Annotated in this window: 25 protein-coding genes; 23 read left to right on the top strand and 2 right to left on the bottom strand. The window is 42.6% G+C overall.

The window, feature by feature from the left end; all coding sequences use genetic code 11:
- Window positions 1–10 precede the first annotated feature (10 nt).
- From rpsE to salA, 20 genes are all read left to right on the top strand, one after another.
- Window positions 11–508: a 30S ribosomal protein S5 gene (gene rpsE, locus AC58VC_RS36375; RefSeq protein WP_029196451.1), complete on the top strand. Its 498-nt coding sequence runs from the start codon at window positions 11–13 to the stop codon at window positions 506–508.
- 11 nt (window positions 509–519) lie between these two features.
- Window positions 520–708: a 50S ribosomal protein L30 gene (gene rpmD, locus AC58VC_RS36370; protein WP_079417994.1), complete on the top strand. Its 189-nt coding sequence runs from the start codon at window positions 520–522 to the stop codon at window positions 706–708.
- A gap of 36 nt (window positions 709–744) precedes the next feature.
- Window positions 745–1,185, top strand: coding sequence for a 50S ribosomal protein L15 (rplO, locus tag AC58VC_RS36365; RefSeq protein ID WP_497376377.1), 441 nt, complete (start codon window positions 745–747; stop codon window positions 1,183–1,185).
- Window positions 1,185–2,489, top strand: a complete 1,305-nt coding sequence (secY, locus tag AC58VC_RS36360) for a preprotein translocase subunit SecY (RefSeq protein WP_497376376.1) — start codon at window positions 1,185–1,187, stop codon at window positions 2,487–2,489. Before rplO ends, secY begins: the two co-directional genes overlap by 1 nt.
- An 85-nt stretch (window positions 2,490–2,574) precedes the next feature.
- Complete coding sequence (locus tag AC58VC_RS36355) at window positions 2,575–3,225, top strand: adenylate kinase (RefSeq protein ID WP_167067689.1); 651 nt, start codon at window positions 2,575–2,577, stop codon at window positions 3,223–3,225.
- Window positions 3,225–3,977, top strand: a complete 753-nt coding sequence (gene map / locus AC58VC_RS36350) for a type I methionyl aminopeptidase (RefSeq protein ID WP_497376375.1) — start codon at window positions 3,225–3,227, stop codon at window positions 3,975–3,977. The genes AC58VC_RS36355 and map overlap by 1 nt, the downstream gene beginning before the upstream one ends.
- A gap of 10 nt (window positions 3,978–3,987) precedes the next feature.
- Window positions 3,988–4,293, top strand: coding sequence for a hypothetical protein (locus tag AC58VC_RS36345; RefSeq protein WP_497376374.1), 306 nt, complete (start codon window positions 3,988–3,990; stop codon window positions 4,291–4,293).
- Between the two features lie 2 nt (window positions 4,294–4,295).
- Window positions 4,296–4,514, top strand: a complete 219-nt coding sequence (infA, locus tag AC58VC_RS36340) for a translation initiation factor IF-1 (RefSeq protein ID WP_009676800.1) — start codon at window positions 4,296–4,298, stop codon at window positions 4,512–4,514.
- A gap of 107 nt (window positions 4,515–4,621) precedes the next feature.
- Window positions 4,622–4,735: a 50S ribosomal protein L36 gene (gene rpmJ / locus AC58VC_RS36335; protein ID WP_145669517.1), complete on the top strand. Its 114-nt coding sequence runs from the start codon at window positions 4,622–4,624 to the stop codon at window positions 4,733–4,735.
- A gap of 19 nt (window positions 4,736–4,754) precedes the next feature.
- Window positions 4,755–5,123 carry a 30S ribosomal protein S13 gene (gene rpsM / locus AC58VC_RS36330; protein WP_145669519.1) on the top strand — a complete coding sequence of 123 codons (369 nt, stop codon included), beginning with the start codon at window positions 4,755–4,757 and terminating at the stop codon, window positions 5,121–5,123.
- Window positions 5,124–5,141: 18 nt separating this feature from the next.
- Window positions 5,142–5,537 (top strand): 30S ribosomal protein S11, encoded by a 396-nt coding sequence (rpsK, locus tag AC58VC_RS36325; RefSeq protein ID WP_079417968.1) that lies wholly within the window; start codon window positions 5,142–5,144, stop codon window positions 5,535–5,537.
- A gap of 126 nt (window positions 5,538–5,663) precedes the next feature.
- A complete protein-coding gene (locus AC58VC_RS36320) occupies window positions 5,664–6,608 on the top strand; it encodes a DNA-directed RNA polymerase subunit alpha (protein WP_029196443.1) in 945 nt (314 codons plus the stop codon).
- Window positions 6,609–6,632: 24 nt separating this feature from the next.
- Window positions 6,633–6,998 carry a 50S ribosomal protein L17 gene (rplQ, locus tag AC58VC_RS36315; protein ID WP_057304263.1) on the top strand — a complete coding sequence of 122 codons (366 nt, stop codon included), beginning with the start codon at window positions 6,633–6,635 and terminating at the stop codon, window positions 6,996–6,998.
- A 109-nt stretch (window positions 6,999–7,107) separates the two neighbouring features.
- A complete protein-coding gene (gene truA / locus AC58VC_RS36310) occupies window positions 7,108–7,869 on the top strand; it encodes a tRNA pseudouridine(38-40) synthase TruA (protein ID WP_497376373.1) in 762 nt (253 codons plus the stop codon).
- 173 nt (window positions 7,870–8,042) lie between these two features.
- Window positions 8,043–8,480 (top strand): 50S ribosomal protein L13, encoded by a 438-nt coding sequence (rplM, locus tag AC58VC_RS36305; RefSeq protein WP_315955985.1) that lies wholly within the window; start codon window positions 8,043–8,045, stop codon window positions 8,478–8,480.
- 18 nt (window positions 8,481–8,498) lie between these two features.
- Window positions 8,499–8,891 (top strand): 30S ribosomal protein S9, encoded by a 393-nt coding sequence (gene rpsI, locus AC58VC_RS36300; RefSeq protein WP_090826682.1) that lies wholly within the window; start codon window positions 8,499–8,501, stop codon window positions 8,889–8,891.
- Window positions 8,892–9,154: 263 nt separating this feature from the next.
- Window positions 9,155–9,847, top strand: coding sequence for a phosphoadenylyl-sulfate reductase (locus AC58VC_RS36295; protein ID WP_497376372.1), 693 nt, complete (start codon window positions 9,155–9,157; stop codon window positions 9,845–9,847).
- Between the two features lie 30 nt (window positions 9,848–9,877).
- On the top strand, window positions 9,878–11,050 hold the full coding sequence (gene sat, locus AC58VC_RS36290; protein WP_497376371.1) for a sulfate adenylyltransferase: 1,173 nt from the start codon (window positions 9,878–9,880) through the stop codon (window positions 11,048–11,050).
- 71 nt (window positions 11,051–11,121) lie between these two features.
- A complete protein-coding gene (gene cwlD, locus AC58VC_RS36285) occupies window positions 11,122–11,883 on the top strand; it encodes an N-acetylmuramoyl-L-alanine amidase CwlD (RefSeq protein WP_497376370.1) in 762 nt (253 codons plus the stop codon).
- A 57-nt stretch (window positions 11,884–11,940) separates the two neighbouring features.
- Entirely contained in the window at window positions 11,941–13,056 is a 1,116-nt protein-coding gene (gene salA, locus AC58VC_RS36280; RefSeq protein WP_497376369.1) for an iron-sulfur carrier protein/transcriptional regulator SalA, read from the top strand.
- A 47-nt stretch (window positions 13,057–13,103) separates the two neighbouring features.
- On the opposite strand, the gene gerD is transcribed toward salA, so the two are convergent.
- Window positions 13,104–13,877: a spore germination lipoprotein GerD gene (gerD, locus tag AC58VC_RS36275; protein ID WP_497376368.1), complete on the bottom strand. Its 774-nt coding sequence runs from the start codon at window positions 13,875–13,877 to the stop codon at window positions 13,104–13,106.
- A 135-nt stretch (window positions 13,878–14,012) separates the two neighbouring features.
- Between gerD and AC58VC_RS36270 the strand changes: the two genes are divergently transcribed.
- Window positions 14,013–14,609, top strand: a complete 597-nt coding sequence (locus AC58VC_RS36270; protein WP_497376367.1) for a KinB-signaling pathway activation protein — start codon at window positions 14,013–14,015, stop codon at window positions 14,607–14,609.
- A gap of 26 nt (window positions 14,610–14,635) precedes the next feature.
- Here the strand turns inward: AC58VC_RS36270 and pdaB are convergent, their stop codons facing one another.
- Window positions 14,636–15,418, bottom strand: a complete 783-nt coding sequence (gene pdaB, locus AC58VC_RS36265) for a polysaccharide deacetylase family sporulation protein PdaB (protein ID WP_497376366.1) — start codon at window positions 15,416–15,418, stop codon at window positions 14,636–14,638.
- A gap of 112 nt (window positions 15,419–15,530) precedes the next feature.
- Between pdaB and AC58VC_RS36260 the strand changes: the two genes are divergently transcribed.
- Window positions 15,531–16,142, top strand: coding sequence for a stage II sporulation protein M (locus AC58VC_RS36260; protein WP_497376365.1), 612 nt, complete (start codon window positions 15,531–15,533; stop codon window positions 16,140–16,142).
- 154 nt (window positions 16,143–16,296) lie between these two features.
- Window positions 16,297–16,527 (top strand): hypothetical protein, encoded by a 231-nt coding sequence (locus AC58VC_RS36255; RefSeq protein ID WP_056618222.1) that lies wholly within the window; start codon window positions 16,297–16,299, stop codon window positions 16,525–16,527.
- Window positions 16,528–16,883: the final 356 nt, after the last annotated feature.

The raw sequence follows: 16,883 nt of genomic DNA, 5'->3' as shown, positions 1-16,883 counted from the left end.
GGTAAAAGACTTGCGTGTAGATCCTAATACTTTAGAGCTAACAGAAAAAGTCGTTAATATTAATCGCGTAGCTAAAGTAGTAAAAGGCGGACGTCGTTTCAGCTTCAGCGCACTTGTTGTCGTTGGCGATGGCAATGGCTGGGTTGGCGCAGGAATCGGTAAAGCTTCCGAAGTTCCTGATGCAATCCGTAAAGGTATTGAAGATGCGAAAAAGAACTTGATTCATGTTCCAATCGTAGGCACTTCGATTCCTCACCTTGTAACTGGTAAGTTTGGTGCAGGACGCGTTCTGCTTAAACCAGCTTCCCAAGGTACAGGAGTTATCGCAGGCGGACCAGTTCGTGCAGTACTTGAACTTGCTGGTATCGGCGACATTTTGACAAAATCCCTGGGTTCATCGAACTCTATGAACATGGTTAACGCAACGCTTGAAGGCTTGAGCCGCTTGAAAAAAGCGGAAGAAGTTGCAAAGCTTCGTGGCAAAACTGTTCAAGAGTTACTAGGTTAGGAGGGGTAAACATGGCGAAACAATTACAAATTACCCTAAAACGCAGCCTGATTGGCCGCCCTGAAACGCAACGTGTTACTGTGAAAACTCTTGGTCTGCGCAAGCTGCACCAAACTGTTCTTCACCAAGACAACGCTGCTATCAGAGGTATGGTTAATCAAGTGAGCCATTTGGTAGAAGTTAAAGAAATCGAAGCATAATTGCACGATATAAAGATCTAGAGGAGGTGTACAACGATGAAGTTACATGAACTAAGTTCTACTACTGGTGCTCGTAAAACTCGTAAACGTGTTGGACGTGGAACAAGTAGTGGTATGGGTAAAACATCAACTCGCGGACACAAAGGTCAAAACGCACGTTCCGGTGGAGGCGTTCGTCCTGGATTCGAGGGTGGACAAAACCCGTTATACCGTCGTTTACCTAAACGTGGTTTCACGAACCGTTTCCGTACGGAGTACGCAATCGTGAACCTTGAAGATTTGAACAATTTCGCAGCTGGTACTGAGGTTACTCCAGAAGTATTGATGGAGACTGGTATTGTTAAAGCTCCTAAAGATGGCATCAAGATTTTAGGAAACGGTGAAATCACAGTAAAATTAACCGTTAAAGCGAATAAGTTCTCTCAATCAGCGATTGAGAAAATCCAAGCTGCCGGCGGTCAAACCGAGGTGATTTAATGTTCAGTACCATAGCCAACATCTTCAAGGTAGAGGATTTACGTAGAAGGATTGTATTTACACTCATCTTGTTAATCGTCTACCGCTTAGGTGCGTTCATTCCAGTGCCTAACATAAATACAGATGTTCTTAAACTTCAAGACCAAGCGAATCAAAGCGATGTCTTTGGCTTGCTTAACACGTTTTCCGGCGGTGCGCTCTTCCAATTCTCCATCTTCGCGATGGGAATTATGCCTTACATCACAGCTTCTATCATCGTTCAGCTTTTGTCCATGGATGTAGTTCCACGCTTTGCGCAATGGGCGAAAGAAGGCGATGTTGGTAGAAAGAAGATGACGCAAGTTACTCGGTACGGTACGATCGTTTTAGGTATTGTGCAAGCTTTTGGTCTCTCTATCGGGTTCAACCGCTTATATAGCGGCCTCGTTATTGATCCGGGTTTCGCAACATTTGCTTTGATCGCTATCGTTCTTACTGCTGGTACAGCTTTCTTGATGTGGCTCGGAGAGCAAATCACTGAATTTGGGATTGGCAACGGTATTTCCATTATCATCTTTGCAGGTATCGTCGCGGCGATTCCTACTAGCATACAGCAAATTTACAAAACACTGTTTGCGACCGAAGGAGCTTTGTTCCTGAATATCGTGAAACTGATCATTATTGCTATCGTTGTTGTGCTGATTATCGCTGGTGTCATCTTTGTACAGCAAGGGGTTCGTAAGATCCCTGTACAATATGCTAAGCGTGTAGTTGGTCGTAAAATGTATGGTGGTCAAACTACGCACATTCCACTTAAAGTGAATGCTGCTGGTGTAATCCCAGTTATCTTCGCACTTTCGCTATTAATGTTTCCTCCAACCATTGCAAGTTATTGGAGAGGTAATGTCGTTGCAGAATGGATTATTACCAACTTGAGTATTAACCAAACTGCTCCATTGGCGATTGTCTTGTATGTACTGTTGATTGTTGGATTCACATACTTTTATACCTTCGTACAAATTAATCCAGTTCAAATGGCTGATCAGATGAAGAAAAATGGCGGCTACATACCGGGGATCAGACCTGGTAAAACAACTTCTGTTTATCTGACTCGTGTAATGACTAGAATTACTCTTTCTGGAGCTCTGTTTCTCTCAGCAATCTCAATTCTTCCAATGCTTTTCGGAGGTCTTGCAGGCTTGCCAAGTTCGGTTCGGATTGGTGGTACATCTTTACTTATCGTAGTAGGCGTTGGTCTTGAAACGATGAAACAAATCGAGAGCCAATTGATTAAACGGCATTACAAAGGGTTTATCAATAAATAGCAAATAGGTTCTGATGGGGCAAGTTTTGCGACATCGGCACCTATTGTGCTGTTCGTAATGCCGAGTGCGATGGGAGGTTTTAAAGTTGAACGTAATTTTTATGGGGCCTCCTGGTGCAGGCAAAGGTACGCAAGCTGAAAAGATCGTAAGTGAATTTCAAATTCCTCATATTTCAACTGGAGATGCATTTCGCCTGGCGATGAGCCAAGGAACACCACTTGGTGTTGAAGCCAAAGGTTATGTGGATAAGGGACTTCTTGTTCCTGATGAAATCACGAACGGTATTGTGAGAGAACGTCTTGCTCAACCGGACTGCGATAAAGGTTTCCTGCTTGACGGGTTCCCGAGAACTGTTGCTCAGGCAGATGCTTTGGCTGAAATTGTAGATTCCTTAGGCAAGAAGATTGAAGTAGTTATCAATCTTTCCGTTGATCGCAGCTTTTTGCTTGCACGACTAACTGGCCGAAGAATTTGTAAATCCTGTGGTGCTACGTATCATGTAATCTTCAACCCACCAAAGCAAGAAGGCGTATGCGATAAATGTTCAGGTGAGTTGTACCAACGATCTGATGATACGGAAGAGAAAGTCGGAACGCGTTTAGATGAGTACATCAACAAAACCGCTCCGCTGCTGGATTACTACCAAAAGAGGGAATTATTGCGTGAGGTTAACGGGGAACAAGACATTCATGCGGTAACCGAACAAATTAGTTCACTGCTACGAGGTCTAGCGTAATGATCATTTGTAAGTCCGAGGTTGAACTAGACCTAATGCGAGAAGCTGGTCGAATCGTAGCCGAAACGCACCGCTTATTGGCAAGGGCAATTCGTCCGAACATTACAACGAAAGAACTTGATCAGATCGCAGAGGAATACATTCGCAGTCAGGGAGCGATTCCATCTTTCAAAGGTTATAATGGTTTTCCTGGAAGCATATGTGCTTCAGTCAACGAAGAATTAGTTCATGGTATTCCTGGTCCAAGAAAGCTGGTTGAGGGTGATATCATCTCGATTGATATCGGTGCTCAGTATAAAGGTTATCATGGAGATTCTGCTTGGACTTATCCTGTCGGTGAAATTTCGGAAACAGCGAAACGTCTGTTAGCTGTGACGGAACAATCACTGTATCGAGGCATAGCAGAAGCTAAACCGGATGCTAGACTCTACACGTTGTCGCATGCAATCCAAACTTGTATTGAAGAAGCAGGCTTCTCCGTGGTTATAGAGTATGTCGGTCACGGTATCGGAACGGATCTTCACGAAGAACCACAAATTCCGAATTACGGTGTACCTGACAAGGGTCCTCGTCTCAAACCAGGCATGGTCCTAGCTATTGAACCCATGGTGGTCGTTGGCGAAAGATTTGTCCAAACACTCGAAGACGATTGGACTGTCGTCACTGCGGATCGTACTTTGTGCGCTCATTTTGAACATACGGTTGCTATTACGGCAGTTGGTTATGAAATATTAACTTTGCCTAGATCGTAGGTGATGATGAGTGGATAGGTTGATTCCGAAGGTGGGTCAAATCGTAAAGGTGCTTCGCGGCAGAGATCCCGGAGAATATGCGGTCGTGATTGGAATTGTTGATGAGCGCTTTGTCTGGCTTGCAGACGGTGTGCATCGTAAATTCGATCAGCCGAAGAAGAAGAACCTGAATCATCTTCAAATACAAGAAACGATTAGTAGTGAAGTGGAGTCAAGCATTAGGGAAACAGGTCGTGTTACTAATGGAAAGTTGCGCTTCGCAATTGCCAAATTCGTTGAACTTATGCAAGATGAAGCACAAGAGAAAGGAGAATGACTGTGGCCAAAGAAGATGTAATTGAAGTAGAAGGTACAGTGATTGAACCTCTTCCGAATGCAATGTTTAAGGTTGAATTGGAAAATGGTCATAAAATCCTAGCCCATGTATCCGGTAAAATTAGAATGCACTTTATTCGCATTTTGCCTGGTGACAAGGTTACCGTAGAATTATCGCCTTATGATTTAACGAGAGGCCGTATAACCTACCGTTTTAAATAAATGTTTGGCTTACATGTAAGTTACTCTCTCAAGGCGTATGCTTACGAAGCAAGTTTTCTAACAGAAAACGCAACATGGTTGCTTACGATGATAAGGAGGGCTTAAAAATGAAAGTTAGACCATCGGTTAAACCGATTTGCGAGAAATGCAAAGTTATTCGCCGCAAAGGTAATGTTATGGTAATTTGTGAAACACCTAAGCACAAACAAAAACAAGGTTAAAAGGAGGTGCAATCTGTAGATGGCACGTTTAGCTGGAGTTGACTTACCTCGTGACAAACGAGTAGTAATCGCGTTGACTTACATTTTCGGTATCGGCACTACAACTGCTCAGAAAATCATTGCTTCAACAGGTATTGACGGCAGCACTCGCGTTCGCGACCTGACTGAAGATGAAGTGAGCAAAATCCGTGATGTAATTGACAAAACCCTTAAAGTAGAAGGCGACCTTCGCCGTGAGATTTCCCTAAACATCAAACGTCTAATCGAAATCGGATCCTACCGTGGTCTTCGTCACCGCCGTGGTCTTCCTGTTCGTGGTCAACGTACTAAAACTAATGCTCGTACACGTAAAGGTCCACGTCGTACAGTAGCTAATAAGAAGAAATAATAAAGGGGGTTAGAGCTAATGGCAAAACCTAAAAAAGTAGTCCGTACGAAACGTCGTGACCGTAAAAATATTGAGACCGGAGTAGCACACATCCGTTCAACATTTAACAATACGATCGTAACGATCACGGATCCTCATGGTAACGCAATTTCCTGGGCATCTTCAGGAAACCTTGGATTCAAAGGTTCCCGTAAAAGTACTCCTTTTGCGGCACAAATGGCAGCTGAAAAAGCAGCTAAAGCAGCTATGGAGCACGGCTTGAAAACTGTTGAAGTTATGGTTAAAGGTCCAGGCGCTGGCCGCGAAGCAGCAATCCGCTCTTTGCAAGCAGCAGGTCTTGAAGTAAACCTGATTAAAGACGTGACTCCGGTTCCTCACAATGGCTGCCGTCCTCCAAAACGTCGTCGCGTATAATTCAGGATTACTTTGTAGTATAATTATCTTAAAAACGTGAATAATGGTTTGAAGGATAGGCATACTATGAAATTTTGAAGCGAAGTATCCAGAGGGAAACGACGTATTGAATGGAGGGTACATTTCATGATCGAAATCGAAAAGCCAAAAATAGAAACTGTAGCTTTAAGTGAAGACGGCGCTTATGGAAGATTTATCATAGAGCCTTTGGAGCGTGGCTATGGTACAACATTAGGTAACTCACTACGTCGTATTTTACTGTCCTCTTTACCCGGGGCTGCAGTAACCTCTGTCCAGATCGATGGCGTTTTGCATGAGTTTTCAACGATTCCTGGCGTGCTTGAGGATGTAACGGAAATTATCCTTAACCTTAAAGGACTTTCGTTGAAAATTCACTCCGACGAGGAGAAAGTGCTTGAAATTGATGCAGAAGGAGAAGGTAATATTACTGCGGCAGATATTCGCGGTGATAGCGATGTGGAGATTCTTAACCCGGATCTGCATATTGCAACCTTATCTCCGGATGCGCGTCTTCACATGAGGATTCATGCGGGCAGAGGACGCGGTTACGTCCAATCGGACAAAAATAAGCATGAAGAGCAACCAATTGGTGTGATTCCAATTGATTCGATCTACACGCCTATTACCCGAGTAAATTACAGTATCGAGAATACTCGCGTCGGCCAAGTGACGAACTATGATAAGTTGACCCTCGAAGTGTGGACCGATGGAAGTATCAGACCAGAAGAAGCAGTAAGCTTGGGCGCCAAAATCTTAACTGAACATCTGAACTTGTTCGTCGGTTTGACGGATGAAGCCAAAGATGCTGAGATTATGGTGGAGAAAGAAGAGGATAAGAAAGAGAAAGTTCTAGAGATGACTATCGAAGAGCTGGATCTATCTGTTCGTTCTTACAACTGCCTCAAGCGTGCAGGGATTAACACCGTACAAGAGCTAATTACCAAAACAGAAGAAGACATGATGAAGGTTCGGAACTTAGGTCGCAAATCTCTTGAAGAAGTTCAAGAAAAGCTCGAAGAGCTTGGTTTGGGGCTTCGTACCGAGGAATAGTCTTGTCAGAAGGAGGTTAATTCAATGAACTACAGGAAGTTGAACCGCGATTCCAGTAATCGTAAAGCATTATTCCGTGATCTGGTTACAGATTTGTTCATACATGAACGTATTCAAACTACAGAAGCTAAAGCAAAAGAAATTCGTTCCATCGCTGAGAAGTTAATCACTCTTGCGAAACGCGGAGATCTTCATGCACGCCGTCAGGTTGCTGCTTTTGTTCGTAGAGAGGCTGCTAACGAAAATCAAGATGCGATTCAAAAACTTTTCTCCGATTTGGCTACTCGTTACTCCGAGCGTCCAGGTGGATACACGCGTATCCTTAAACTGGGACCACGCCGCGGTGACGCAGCACCAATGGTATACCTAGAGCTAGTAGATCGCGCATAAGACGGATGGGAAAGGGTGGACGGAATCATAGATTCTGGTGAAGCCCTTTTTTTGCAGTCTTTTACCTGATCTATAGAGGTAGGAAGGATGACTCATGGAGGAACAAGCCTTGAGAAATCTACGGTTTACCATAAGTTATGATGGCACAGCATATTCAGGCTTTCAGATTCAACCTAATGCGGATACAATCCAGCAACGGTTAGAACAAGCTGTTTATCTGTTGACTGGTGAGCAAGTAAAAGTGGCTTCATCCGGGCGCACTGATGCGGGTGTTCACGCAAAAGCACAAGTTATTAATTTTACCACGAATTCCAAGATACCTGTGGAACGTTGGTGTCTAGCACTAAACGCTAGACTACCCAAGGACATCGTCGCTCATACAGCGGAAGAGGTCCCCCCTTCTTTTCACTCCCGCAAAGCCGCGAAACGCAAGACATACTGCTATACGATTCGCTCGGTGCGCTTCCCTGATGTCTTTCACCGCAATTATGAATACCATCACCCTACGCATTTAAATGTGGAAGCCATGAGAGAGGCGCTCCCTTGCTTGCTAGGAGAGCATGATTTCACTTCGTTTTGCACGGTGAGAACGGATAAGGAAGTAAAGGTGAGAACCCTCTACGAGGCTCGTATGGTGCTTGAAACCGATGAGCTGACCGGCGGGGGGCAGGTTGAGAGGATTCGGATCATAGTGACGGGGAACGGCTTCCTGTATAACATGGTTAGGATCATTGTAGGGACGCTAATTCAGATTGGTGAAGGTAAGAGACCTAGCAGCGATATGCAGCGCATTCTTGAAGCCAGAAACCGGGCTGAAGCAGGACCTACTGCCGAAGCGATGGGGTTAATGTTATGGAAAGTTGACTATTAAAAAAGCTTAAAACATGACTTGATTCTTCGCTAGGTTTCGTGTAAAATATAACTTGGCGTTTCGTGATCGGCTACCCCACAGCCCCTGATCCTTAACTGCTACAACCATCCATCGTTTATGTAAGTTAACTATAATAATTATGTAATTGAGATATATTTTTAGGAGGATTCAGCATGCGCACGACATATATGGCGAAGCCAAATGAAGTAGAGCGTAAATGGTACATTGTTGACGCTGCAGGCCAAACACTTGGCCGTCTTGCAAGTGAAGTTGCTAGCATTATCCGCGGTAAGCACAAACCGGAGTTTACTCCACACGTAGATACTGGTGATTTCGTAGTTGTTATCAATGCTTCCCAAATTAAGCTTACTGGTAAGAAAATGCAAAACAAAATGTACTACCGTCACTCTTTGTACCAAGGTGGTTTGAAAGTGACTTCCGCTCAGGACTTGCTTAACAGCAAACCTGATCGTATGATCGAATTTGCCGTTCACGGTATGCTTCCTAAGAACCGTCTTGGCGACAGCATGAAAACAAAGCTTAAAGTATACGGTGGAGCAGAACACCCACATTTAGCACAACAACCAGAAGTTTGGAATCTTCGCGGTTAATATAAGGAGGAACGTTTCGTGGCACAAGTTCAATATTATGGAACGGGTCGTCGTAAACATTCGGTAGCGCGTGTGCGCCTTGTACCGGGTGAAGGACGCATCATCATCAATAAACGTGATCTAGATGAGTATTTCGGTCTAGAAACTTTGAAACTTATCGTTAAACAACCTTTGGCATTAACAGAAACTGTCGGTAAATACGATGTTTTGGTTCTTGCTAATGGTGGTGGAATCAGCGGACAAGCTGGAGCAATCCGTCACGGTATCTCCCGTGCTTTGTTGAAGGCTGATCCTGAGTACCGTGGATCCTTGAAAAAAGCTGGATTCCTAACTCGTGATTCCCGTATGAAAGAGCGTAAAAAATATGGATTGAAAGCCGCTCGTCGTGCTCCTCAATTCTCCAAACGTTAAGATTTTGCGCCTCGGCGCTCCAAAGAAACCTTTCTGGCTGTATGCCGGGAAGGTTTTTTTTCTTTATATATGGGTTTTATCTTTTTCGTTGAAAAGTATTCTCATTTATCATCGAACTGCTAGATGATTTTCATTTAAACGTACAATTTCGGTTAAGTTAATACCAAAATGGCAAAAAGTCATTGACAGGAAAGATAACTCAGCTATAATTGAGTATAAATCATACAATAACACTCGGAATTAATAATGGAGGTCATATACCAATGAATCTTTTCGAAAAAGAAGCCTTTGTTACAAAAGCTGCTGAAGAATATGAGAACCAATCCGCGGAAGCTGTTTTGAAATTAGCTGTCGATACTTTCCCCAGATTAACACTTGCATGTAGTTTTGGTGCTGAAGATGTTGTCCTTGTTGATATGCTTCAAAAAATTAATCCAAACGTAGATATTTTTTACTTGGACACGAATGTTCACTTTCCAGAAACGTATGAAACTAGAGATCGTCTAGAGCAGCATTACGGTACTAAGTTTGTTCAAGTGTTGCCGAAACTTACTCTCGATGAACAAGCAGAGAAATTTGGCGATGAGCTTTGGAAAAGCGATGCAAATCAATGCTGTAACATTCGTAAAGTTGATCCGCTCACAGACATTCTTGGCAATTACGACGCATGGATTACCGGTATCCGCCGCGATCAAGCTCCAACTCGTGCTAATGCTAAGAAAGTAGAATATGATGTGAAATTTGGTCTAATAAAGTTCAACCCGTTGGCTAACTGGACATCAGAAGATGTATGGAATTACATTCGGGAGAATAATGTAATATATAATCCGCTGCATGACCGTAACTATCCTAGCATCGGCTGCACGCATTGCACACGCCAAGTAGCTGAAGGTGAAGATCCACGCGCAGGTCGTTGGGCAAATATTGAGAAAACTGAATGCGGACTCCACAAATAAGAATAGTGAATTGATGGGGGGATTACGTCAATGACGGGGATCAAACCACATGGTGGCGAATTAATTAATCGCTTGGTTTCGGCAGAGCAAAGAGATTTGCTGCTCAAACATGCTGCATCCTTGAAACAAATTCGTGTAAACTCATGGACCATTTCTGACCTTGATCTTATTGCAGTAGGTGCATTCTCCCCACTAATCGGTTTTCTTGATGAAGCAAATTACAATACAGTTGTTGAAACTATGCGCTTAACAGACGGGACGGTTTGGAGTATTCCAATTACATTGTCCATTCCCCCAGAAGTTGCTGCATCCATTACAGTTGGTGAACAAGTGGTGCTTGTTGGCGAAGAAGATGGCGTACCTTATGCCATTTTAGAAACGACTAGTATTTACAAGGTTGACCATGTGAATGAAGCTGTAAAAGTTTTTAAAACTAACGATATAGCGCACCCAGGTGTAGATAAGTTATTCTCACGTTCCTCTACCAATATCGGTGGATCGATTCAGATGCTGAGTCGTCCGAAACCGAAGAAGTTCGAAGAGTTCTACTTTGACCCATCAGAGACGCGTCGTATTTTTGCTGAGAAGGGCTGGAAAACGGTTGTTGGATTCCAAACCCGTAATCCGGTTCATCGTGCACACGAGTATATTCAGAAATCAGCCATGGAGATTGTGGATGCTCTATTTCTCAACCCGCTGGTTGGTGAGACCAAATCCGATGATATTTCCGCTGATGTCCGAATGAAAAGCTACCTTGTTCTGCTCGAGAACTACTATCCGGAGGATCGTAGGTTCCTCGGCGTTTACCCGGCTGCTATGCGTTATGCAGGGCCTCGTGAGGCGATTCTGCATGCTATTGTCCGTAGAAACTATGGATGTACCCATTTTATCGTAGGACGCGACCACGCGGGCGTAGGTGACTACTACGGTACGTATGAGGCACAAGAGATTTTCAGTGATTTTACACCAGATGAAATTGGGATCATTCCTTTATTCTTTGAGCACAGCTTCTTCTGTACCAAATGCGGTAACATGGCCTCTAGCAAAACTTGTCCACATGATAAGTCACATCATATGCACCTCTCTGGTACAAAGGTACGCGGCCTTCTCAGAGATGGTCAGTGTCCGCCACCAGAGTTTACTCGTCCAGAGGTTGCTCAAGTTTTAATAGAAGGTCTGAGAGATCCCGATTATCAAGTGTAAGTAAGGTATATTTGTCCACCCTGTCCCATATAGATGTTACAGAGTCTATGGGGAACAGAGGTGGATTTTTTATGCGTAAAAGGAAGAAGCGGTTGGTCGTCTGGCTGACTTTTCACAGTAGCCTCAAGCTAGCACTTTCGACTTTACTGGTAGCACTCGTGGTTTTTATCTATGCCTATGAGCTTCCGGCGACGAAAACATGGTCAGATTGGACTTTACCGTTATCGGGTAAAACCATTGCTCTGGATGCCGGACATGGTGGTCCAGACGGAGGTGCTTCGAGTAAAGAGGGTGTAATTGAGAAAGATATCAATTTAGCCATTACCTTGCAATTACGCGACTACTTACAGCAAGCAGGGGCGCTCGTTGTAATGACCAGAGAAACAGATACAGATCTAGCCGATCCAGGTACGAAAGGGTATAGCAAAAGAAAAACAGAAGATCTCCACAATCGCGCGGATATGATAAATGAGAAAAATGCAGATATGTTTTTGAGTGTTCATTTGAACAGCATTCCTTCTCCCAAGTGGAAAGGGGCACAAACGTTCTACTACACGAATAATCCCAACAACTCCAATCTTGCTACGCTAATTCAACTTGAATTAAAAAGAAATTTGGAGAATACAGATCGTATCGCCAAGCCTGCAGACAAAACGGTTTACTTGTTAAAAACATTAAAAATTCCAAGTGCACTTATAGAAGTAGGATTCCTTTCAAATCCGGATGAAGCAAGACTGCTAGCTGACGAGAAATATCAAAAAATGGTGGCGGCAGCCATTTATCAGGGCGTTCTGAGATTTTATGCAGGTGAGAAAGTGGGATCTGAATCATAATGTGTTATAATAAAGGCCACTAATATAATTACGATCTCTTAAAAAAGGTGAGTGGCTATGATAAATAAAGAGCAGCTATTAGATGCTTTAAAACCTCTGCAAGAGCCTCGATATAACAAGAGTGTTGTCGAGCTGAATTTAGTTCGGGATATTTTAATAAAAGAAGAGAGTGTCTCGCTAAGTTTGATTCTTGCAACAGAAGATGAAGCTTACAAAGAAACGGCGAAGAACTTTACTCGTGAAGCTATAGAGAAGCTAGGGGTAGCACAAGTACATATTCGATTTAGATTGATGACTGACTATGAACGAAATCAGATTGAAGAGCTATATAAACCAACCTCAAGTACATCAGATGTACCTAAGGAACCTAAGGACACTAAACCCGTACAACCTCCTATTGATCAGCCCATATTGGGTGAGGCATCCAAGGTGCAGTTTATCGCTGTAGCAAGTGGTAAGGGTGGCGTTGGTAAATCCACTGTTACCGTCAATTTAGCTGTTGCTTTGGCTCGCCAAGGGAAAAAAGTAGGTATCATAGATGCGGATATTTACGGCTTCAGTATCCCAGATATGATGGGTATTGAAGATCAGCCTAAGATTGTCGATAATGTCATCATGCCGGTAGAGAAATTCGGTGTCAAAGTTATTTCTATGGGGTTCTTTGTTCAAGATAATGCGCCAGTTATTTGGCGGGGACCGATGCTTGGGAAGATGCTGCGTAACTTCTTCAACGAAGTAAATTGGGGAGATGTGGAGTATATCCTTCTTGATCTTCCTCCTGGTACAGGGGATGTTGCACTTGATGTGCATCAGCTAATTCCCCAAAGTAAAGAAGTAATCGTTACTACACCACATGCAACAGCGGCTTTTGTAGCGGCTAGAGCAGGCGCGATGGCGATTCAAACGAACCATGAAGTACTAGGGATTGTAGAGAATATGTCCTACTACGAGTGCAAAGATTGTGGCAGCAAAGATTACGTGTTTGGAAAAGGTGGAGGGGCAAGGCTGGCGGATGATCTGCACAGTGAATTATTAGCTCAGATTCCACTAGGCGCTCCTGATAATCACATTTCAGAAATTGATTATTCACCGTCCGTTTATAAACAAGACTCTAAAACAGGGCAAATCTATCTTGATATGGCCGCGAATATTATCGAAAAGTTAGAAAAGTAATACAAAAGGGCTTGCGGAGATTCCCTCCGTTAGCCCTTTTTTGTGTCTTACTGTGAATCAGATGAGCCGGATTCCTTTTTCTTCTTATCGCTGTCTTCGGAATCGCTCTTCTCATCCTTCTGTTTCTCGTCTCCACTACCCTTATCCTTGCTATCTCCGCCACTGTCATCTTTCTTTTTAGCTTCTTTTGCCGTAGGCATTTCATCAGGCTTGCTTTGTTGAACAATAGCAGATTTAAGCAAATCAACCATATGTGCTCGGAAAAGAGGGCTCTGAATTGATTCTTCCATCACGGTCATCATTTGCTGGCGATAGGCTGCCGTTTTCATGACATCGAGCATCATTTTCTCGTAGTCAGGATTTTTCATCACATCGACAAGTGATTTTTGATATTCTGGATCCTTTAACAGTTCTTTAAACATTTGTTTCGTCTCTTTTTGAATAGCTTTTGCAAAATCTCCCGCAAATTTCGGATCCTTCATCATATCTGTAAGGAACATATTATTCTCTTTTGCTGTTAGTACATCTTTTACAGCCATTTGCAATTGCAAGGATTCGTTGGCTGATAGCAGTTTGATTTGAGATTGACCAGCTATGCCTGTCGTCCCTACATCACCATTCATTATGCTGCGATTCGCCGCGCTGATTGCTTTCTTACCGTCTTCTGACTTTAGAATATCAAGGATCATTGTCTTTTGTTCTTTATACGTACCAGCCTGTGATTGACCCTGCGATGATTTATCAGTCCCACACGAAGAAAGAAGTAAAGCGATAGTAATGAGCGGTAGAACCATCATCGGGCTTAACCTTCTTATTATCATGAGAAAAAGCTCCCTTCCCTAGCTTAGTAATGTTAGTATGCGTGGTTAGGGACAGATTATAAGGGCAAATCATTGGCTTTTTATCTCAATCGTTGGTACAATTAACAATTAGAGTCTATGATGGAGGGAATGCACGTGACGCTTCGCAAATGGTTTCATTTATTTTGGACAACACTATTATTAGGAATGATTGTATCTATAGGAATCGGGTTAAGTCTACAATTTTCCGATAAAGAATTTTCTGTGATGGGATTGTCAGCCGTTGGCTTTAATGTGGTAAATATGCTGCTTGGGGGAGCGACGATTAGCGTCCTAAGTCAAATGGGCTTTTTCGCCTATCTGATTGTCAGATTTATTGCCGCGGGGATTATTAAATCCAAGACAGTGTGGGACCTTTTACAACTAACGATTGTCATTGTTGTGTTGATCGACCTTGTGTATCTCAGAATGACGAATTTTGAAGGAAATGGTTCCGTATTAAGTTACTCCGTATTGCCACTGATCATACTGATTATTTCGCTCGGAGTTGCTTACTGGAAAGTCAAGTTAACGAATCGCAACGCCTTTATCCCAACTTTATTCTTTATGTGTGCAGTATCAGTGCTTGAAGCTGTTCCCGCGCTAAAATTAGACAATGCTGCCTCCAGTTTTTTCATGTTAGCTCCACTTTTGGTATGTAATGCATGGCAAATTCTGATTTTACATAAAATATTAGAAAACAAAAAGAGCTAATTGAATTAGCTCTTTTTTTGTAGAGATTAATTGAGTTGTTTCATCGTTCTGTCTTCGACAGGGGTTGTTTGAACTTCGGTTTGTTTAATTAATGAGCTAACGGTGACAAATTCATAACCTTTTGCTCTTAACTGATCAATGATAATGGGTAAGGCCTCATGGGTTTGTTGGGAAGAGTCACTGGCATGCAGTAAAACAATATCTCCAGGATGTGCCTTTGTAATAACGCGGTTTATAATTGTATCAACACCCTTGTTGAGCCAATCCTGGGAATCTGTATCCCACTGGATAACGGAATAACCTAAATCATTGGCGATTCGGAGCACGCGTTTGTCGAAATCCCCATTAGGCATTCGGATTAAGTTGGGCTCTTTTCCGATTAATTCTGTCAAAATACCATGAGCTGTCGTTATTTGTTTGCGTATTTCTTCGTCGCTAAGTGTGCTGTAATTATCGTGTTTGTTACCGTGACTACCGATTTCGAAGCCGTCTTTCTTGATTTGTTCTACAATCTCTGGATGACTTTTGCTCCAGGGCGAGGAGAGGAAGAAAGTTGCGTCTTTTACCCCTTTATCCTTGAGAATGTTTAGAATCGGTTCTGCCCGTTTCTCTCCCCAGGAAATATCGAAGGTTAACGCAATAACCTTTTTCTCTGTCTGTACACTATAAATCGCCGAAGGCTCAGCATTAGAAAAGACAGACACGTTGCTTTGCTCCGAATAGACAATAGCTGCTGCGAATACGATGGCAAGAGCAATAAATACATATTGTTTTAATTTCCTAGCATTTAGTACAAAGAAATAGTTCATTTACAGCCTGTACCTCCTTATGCCCTACGAACGGTAAGGCTTGTATACTCTTTAATAAATAATGTATGCTCGTACACAGTACTTATGCTTCCGAAATTGGAGGAAATCAGAAATGACATTTAAACCATTATTGCAGCATTTTAAAGAAATGAAGCACTATTTCATCGTCGTAGTTTTAGTATTTGGTGTTAGTTTTTACTTAGGTTGGGCAAATTCTGATCAATTTTCACACTTTTTGAAAGATCAGCTGGAAGGGCTTAAGTCGATAAGCCAGTCCCTCAGCAATAAAGATAATCCACAGATGTGGTTTTTCTTTATAATTTTCCTGAATAATGCCATCAAATCTGTGGCCATTATTTTTCTGGGACTTCCCTTAGGTGTACTGCCGCTCTTCATGTTAGTTGCAAATGGCATGATTCTAGGCTATGTGTTATCCCTGCAAACGCATGAAAGCACGTTGTCAATCGTACTCAAAGGTATTCTTCCGCATGGAATCATCGAAATACCAGTTATTCTGCTAGCCTGTGCTTATGGGCTTAAATTAGGCATGTTGGTTTGGAAAAGTGCTGCGCAGATATTTGTTCCTGTTTCTAATAGAACGGCCAGTTCTGAACTTAAAAAAGTACTAACCTTAACCAAACCTCTTATTGTTGTAATCGTCGTTCTTTTGCTACTCGCGGCAATCATTGAGAGCACTCTCACCTACTGGTTGGTTCATCTGTAAAATATTTTCAGAAGCCTGTCATAAAAATGGCAAAATCTGAGCATAACAGTAAAGCAGTAGGGTGGCGGGCAAACGAAGGTTTAGTTGGCTGCTTCTTTCGATTCTACTGTTAGTGCCATTAATCTCTACAGTCGAGAGGGGTTTGGATGGATGTATGCTCGGATTTTTGTTCAATGAACGGGAATGCAGAGAATTAGATTATGTACTGCGTAAAGAGTTAGACGAAATGCTATTTGATTTGAATGACAAAAGAATTGATCAAGAAATTAAAGGGGCAATAGAATCCAGATATAAAGTTATCTTCAGGATGTATGCTCGCTTAGCGACTCCCAAAGAAATTTCGAAATATGCAAGAAACCGCAACTACCAAGCTCAAAAAAAATAGGGGGTACGTTCTTGACTTACCCTCTCCATATGTGTTATTTTATATTTCGCCCCTTGAAAACAAGGACAAGCAAGTCAGACGTCAAATGACTGGAAATGTTATAGAAAAAAAGACTTGCAATGTTCTGGGTGAATGTGGTATATTTAAAAAGTCGCCGCTAAACAGACGGTGAAGATAAAACGAAAGAAATTGATCTTTGAAAACTGAACAATGAGTGAGTAAGCACAGTCGAGTAATCGACTATAAATGAGATTGCAAAATCTCGCTAGCAAGTCAATGAGTACAATTAAGCTTTTCTACTATGGAGAGTTTGATCCTGGCTCAGGACGAACGCTGGCGGCGTGCCTAATACATGC

This window comes from Paenibacillus sp. J22R67 (assembly GCF_059692175.1).
This window is presented reverse-complemented; position numbering and strand designations above follow the sequence as displayed.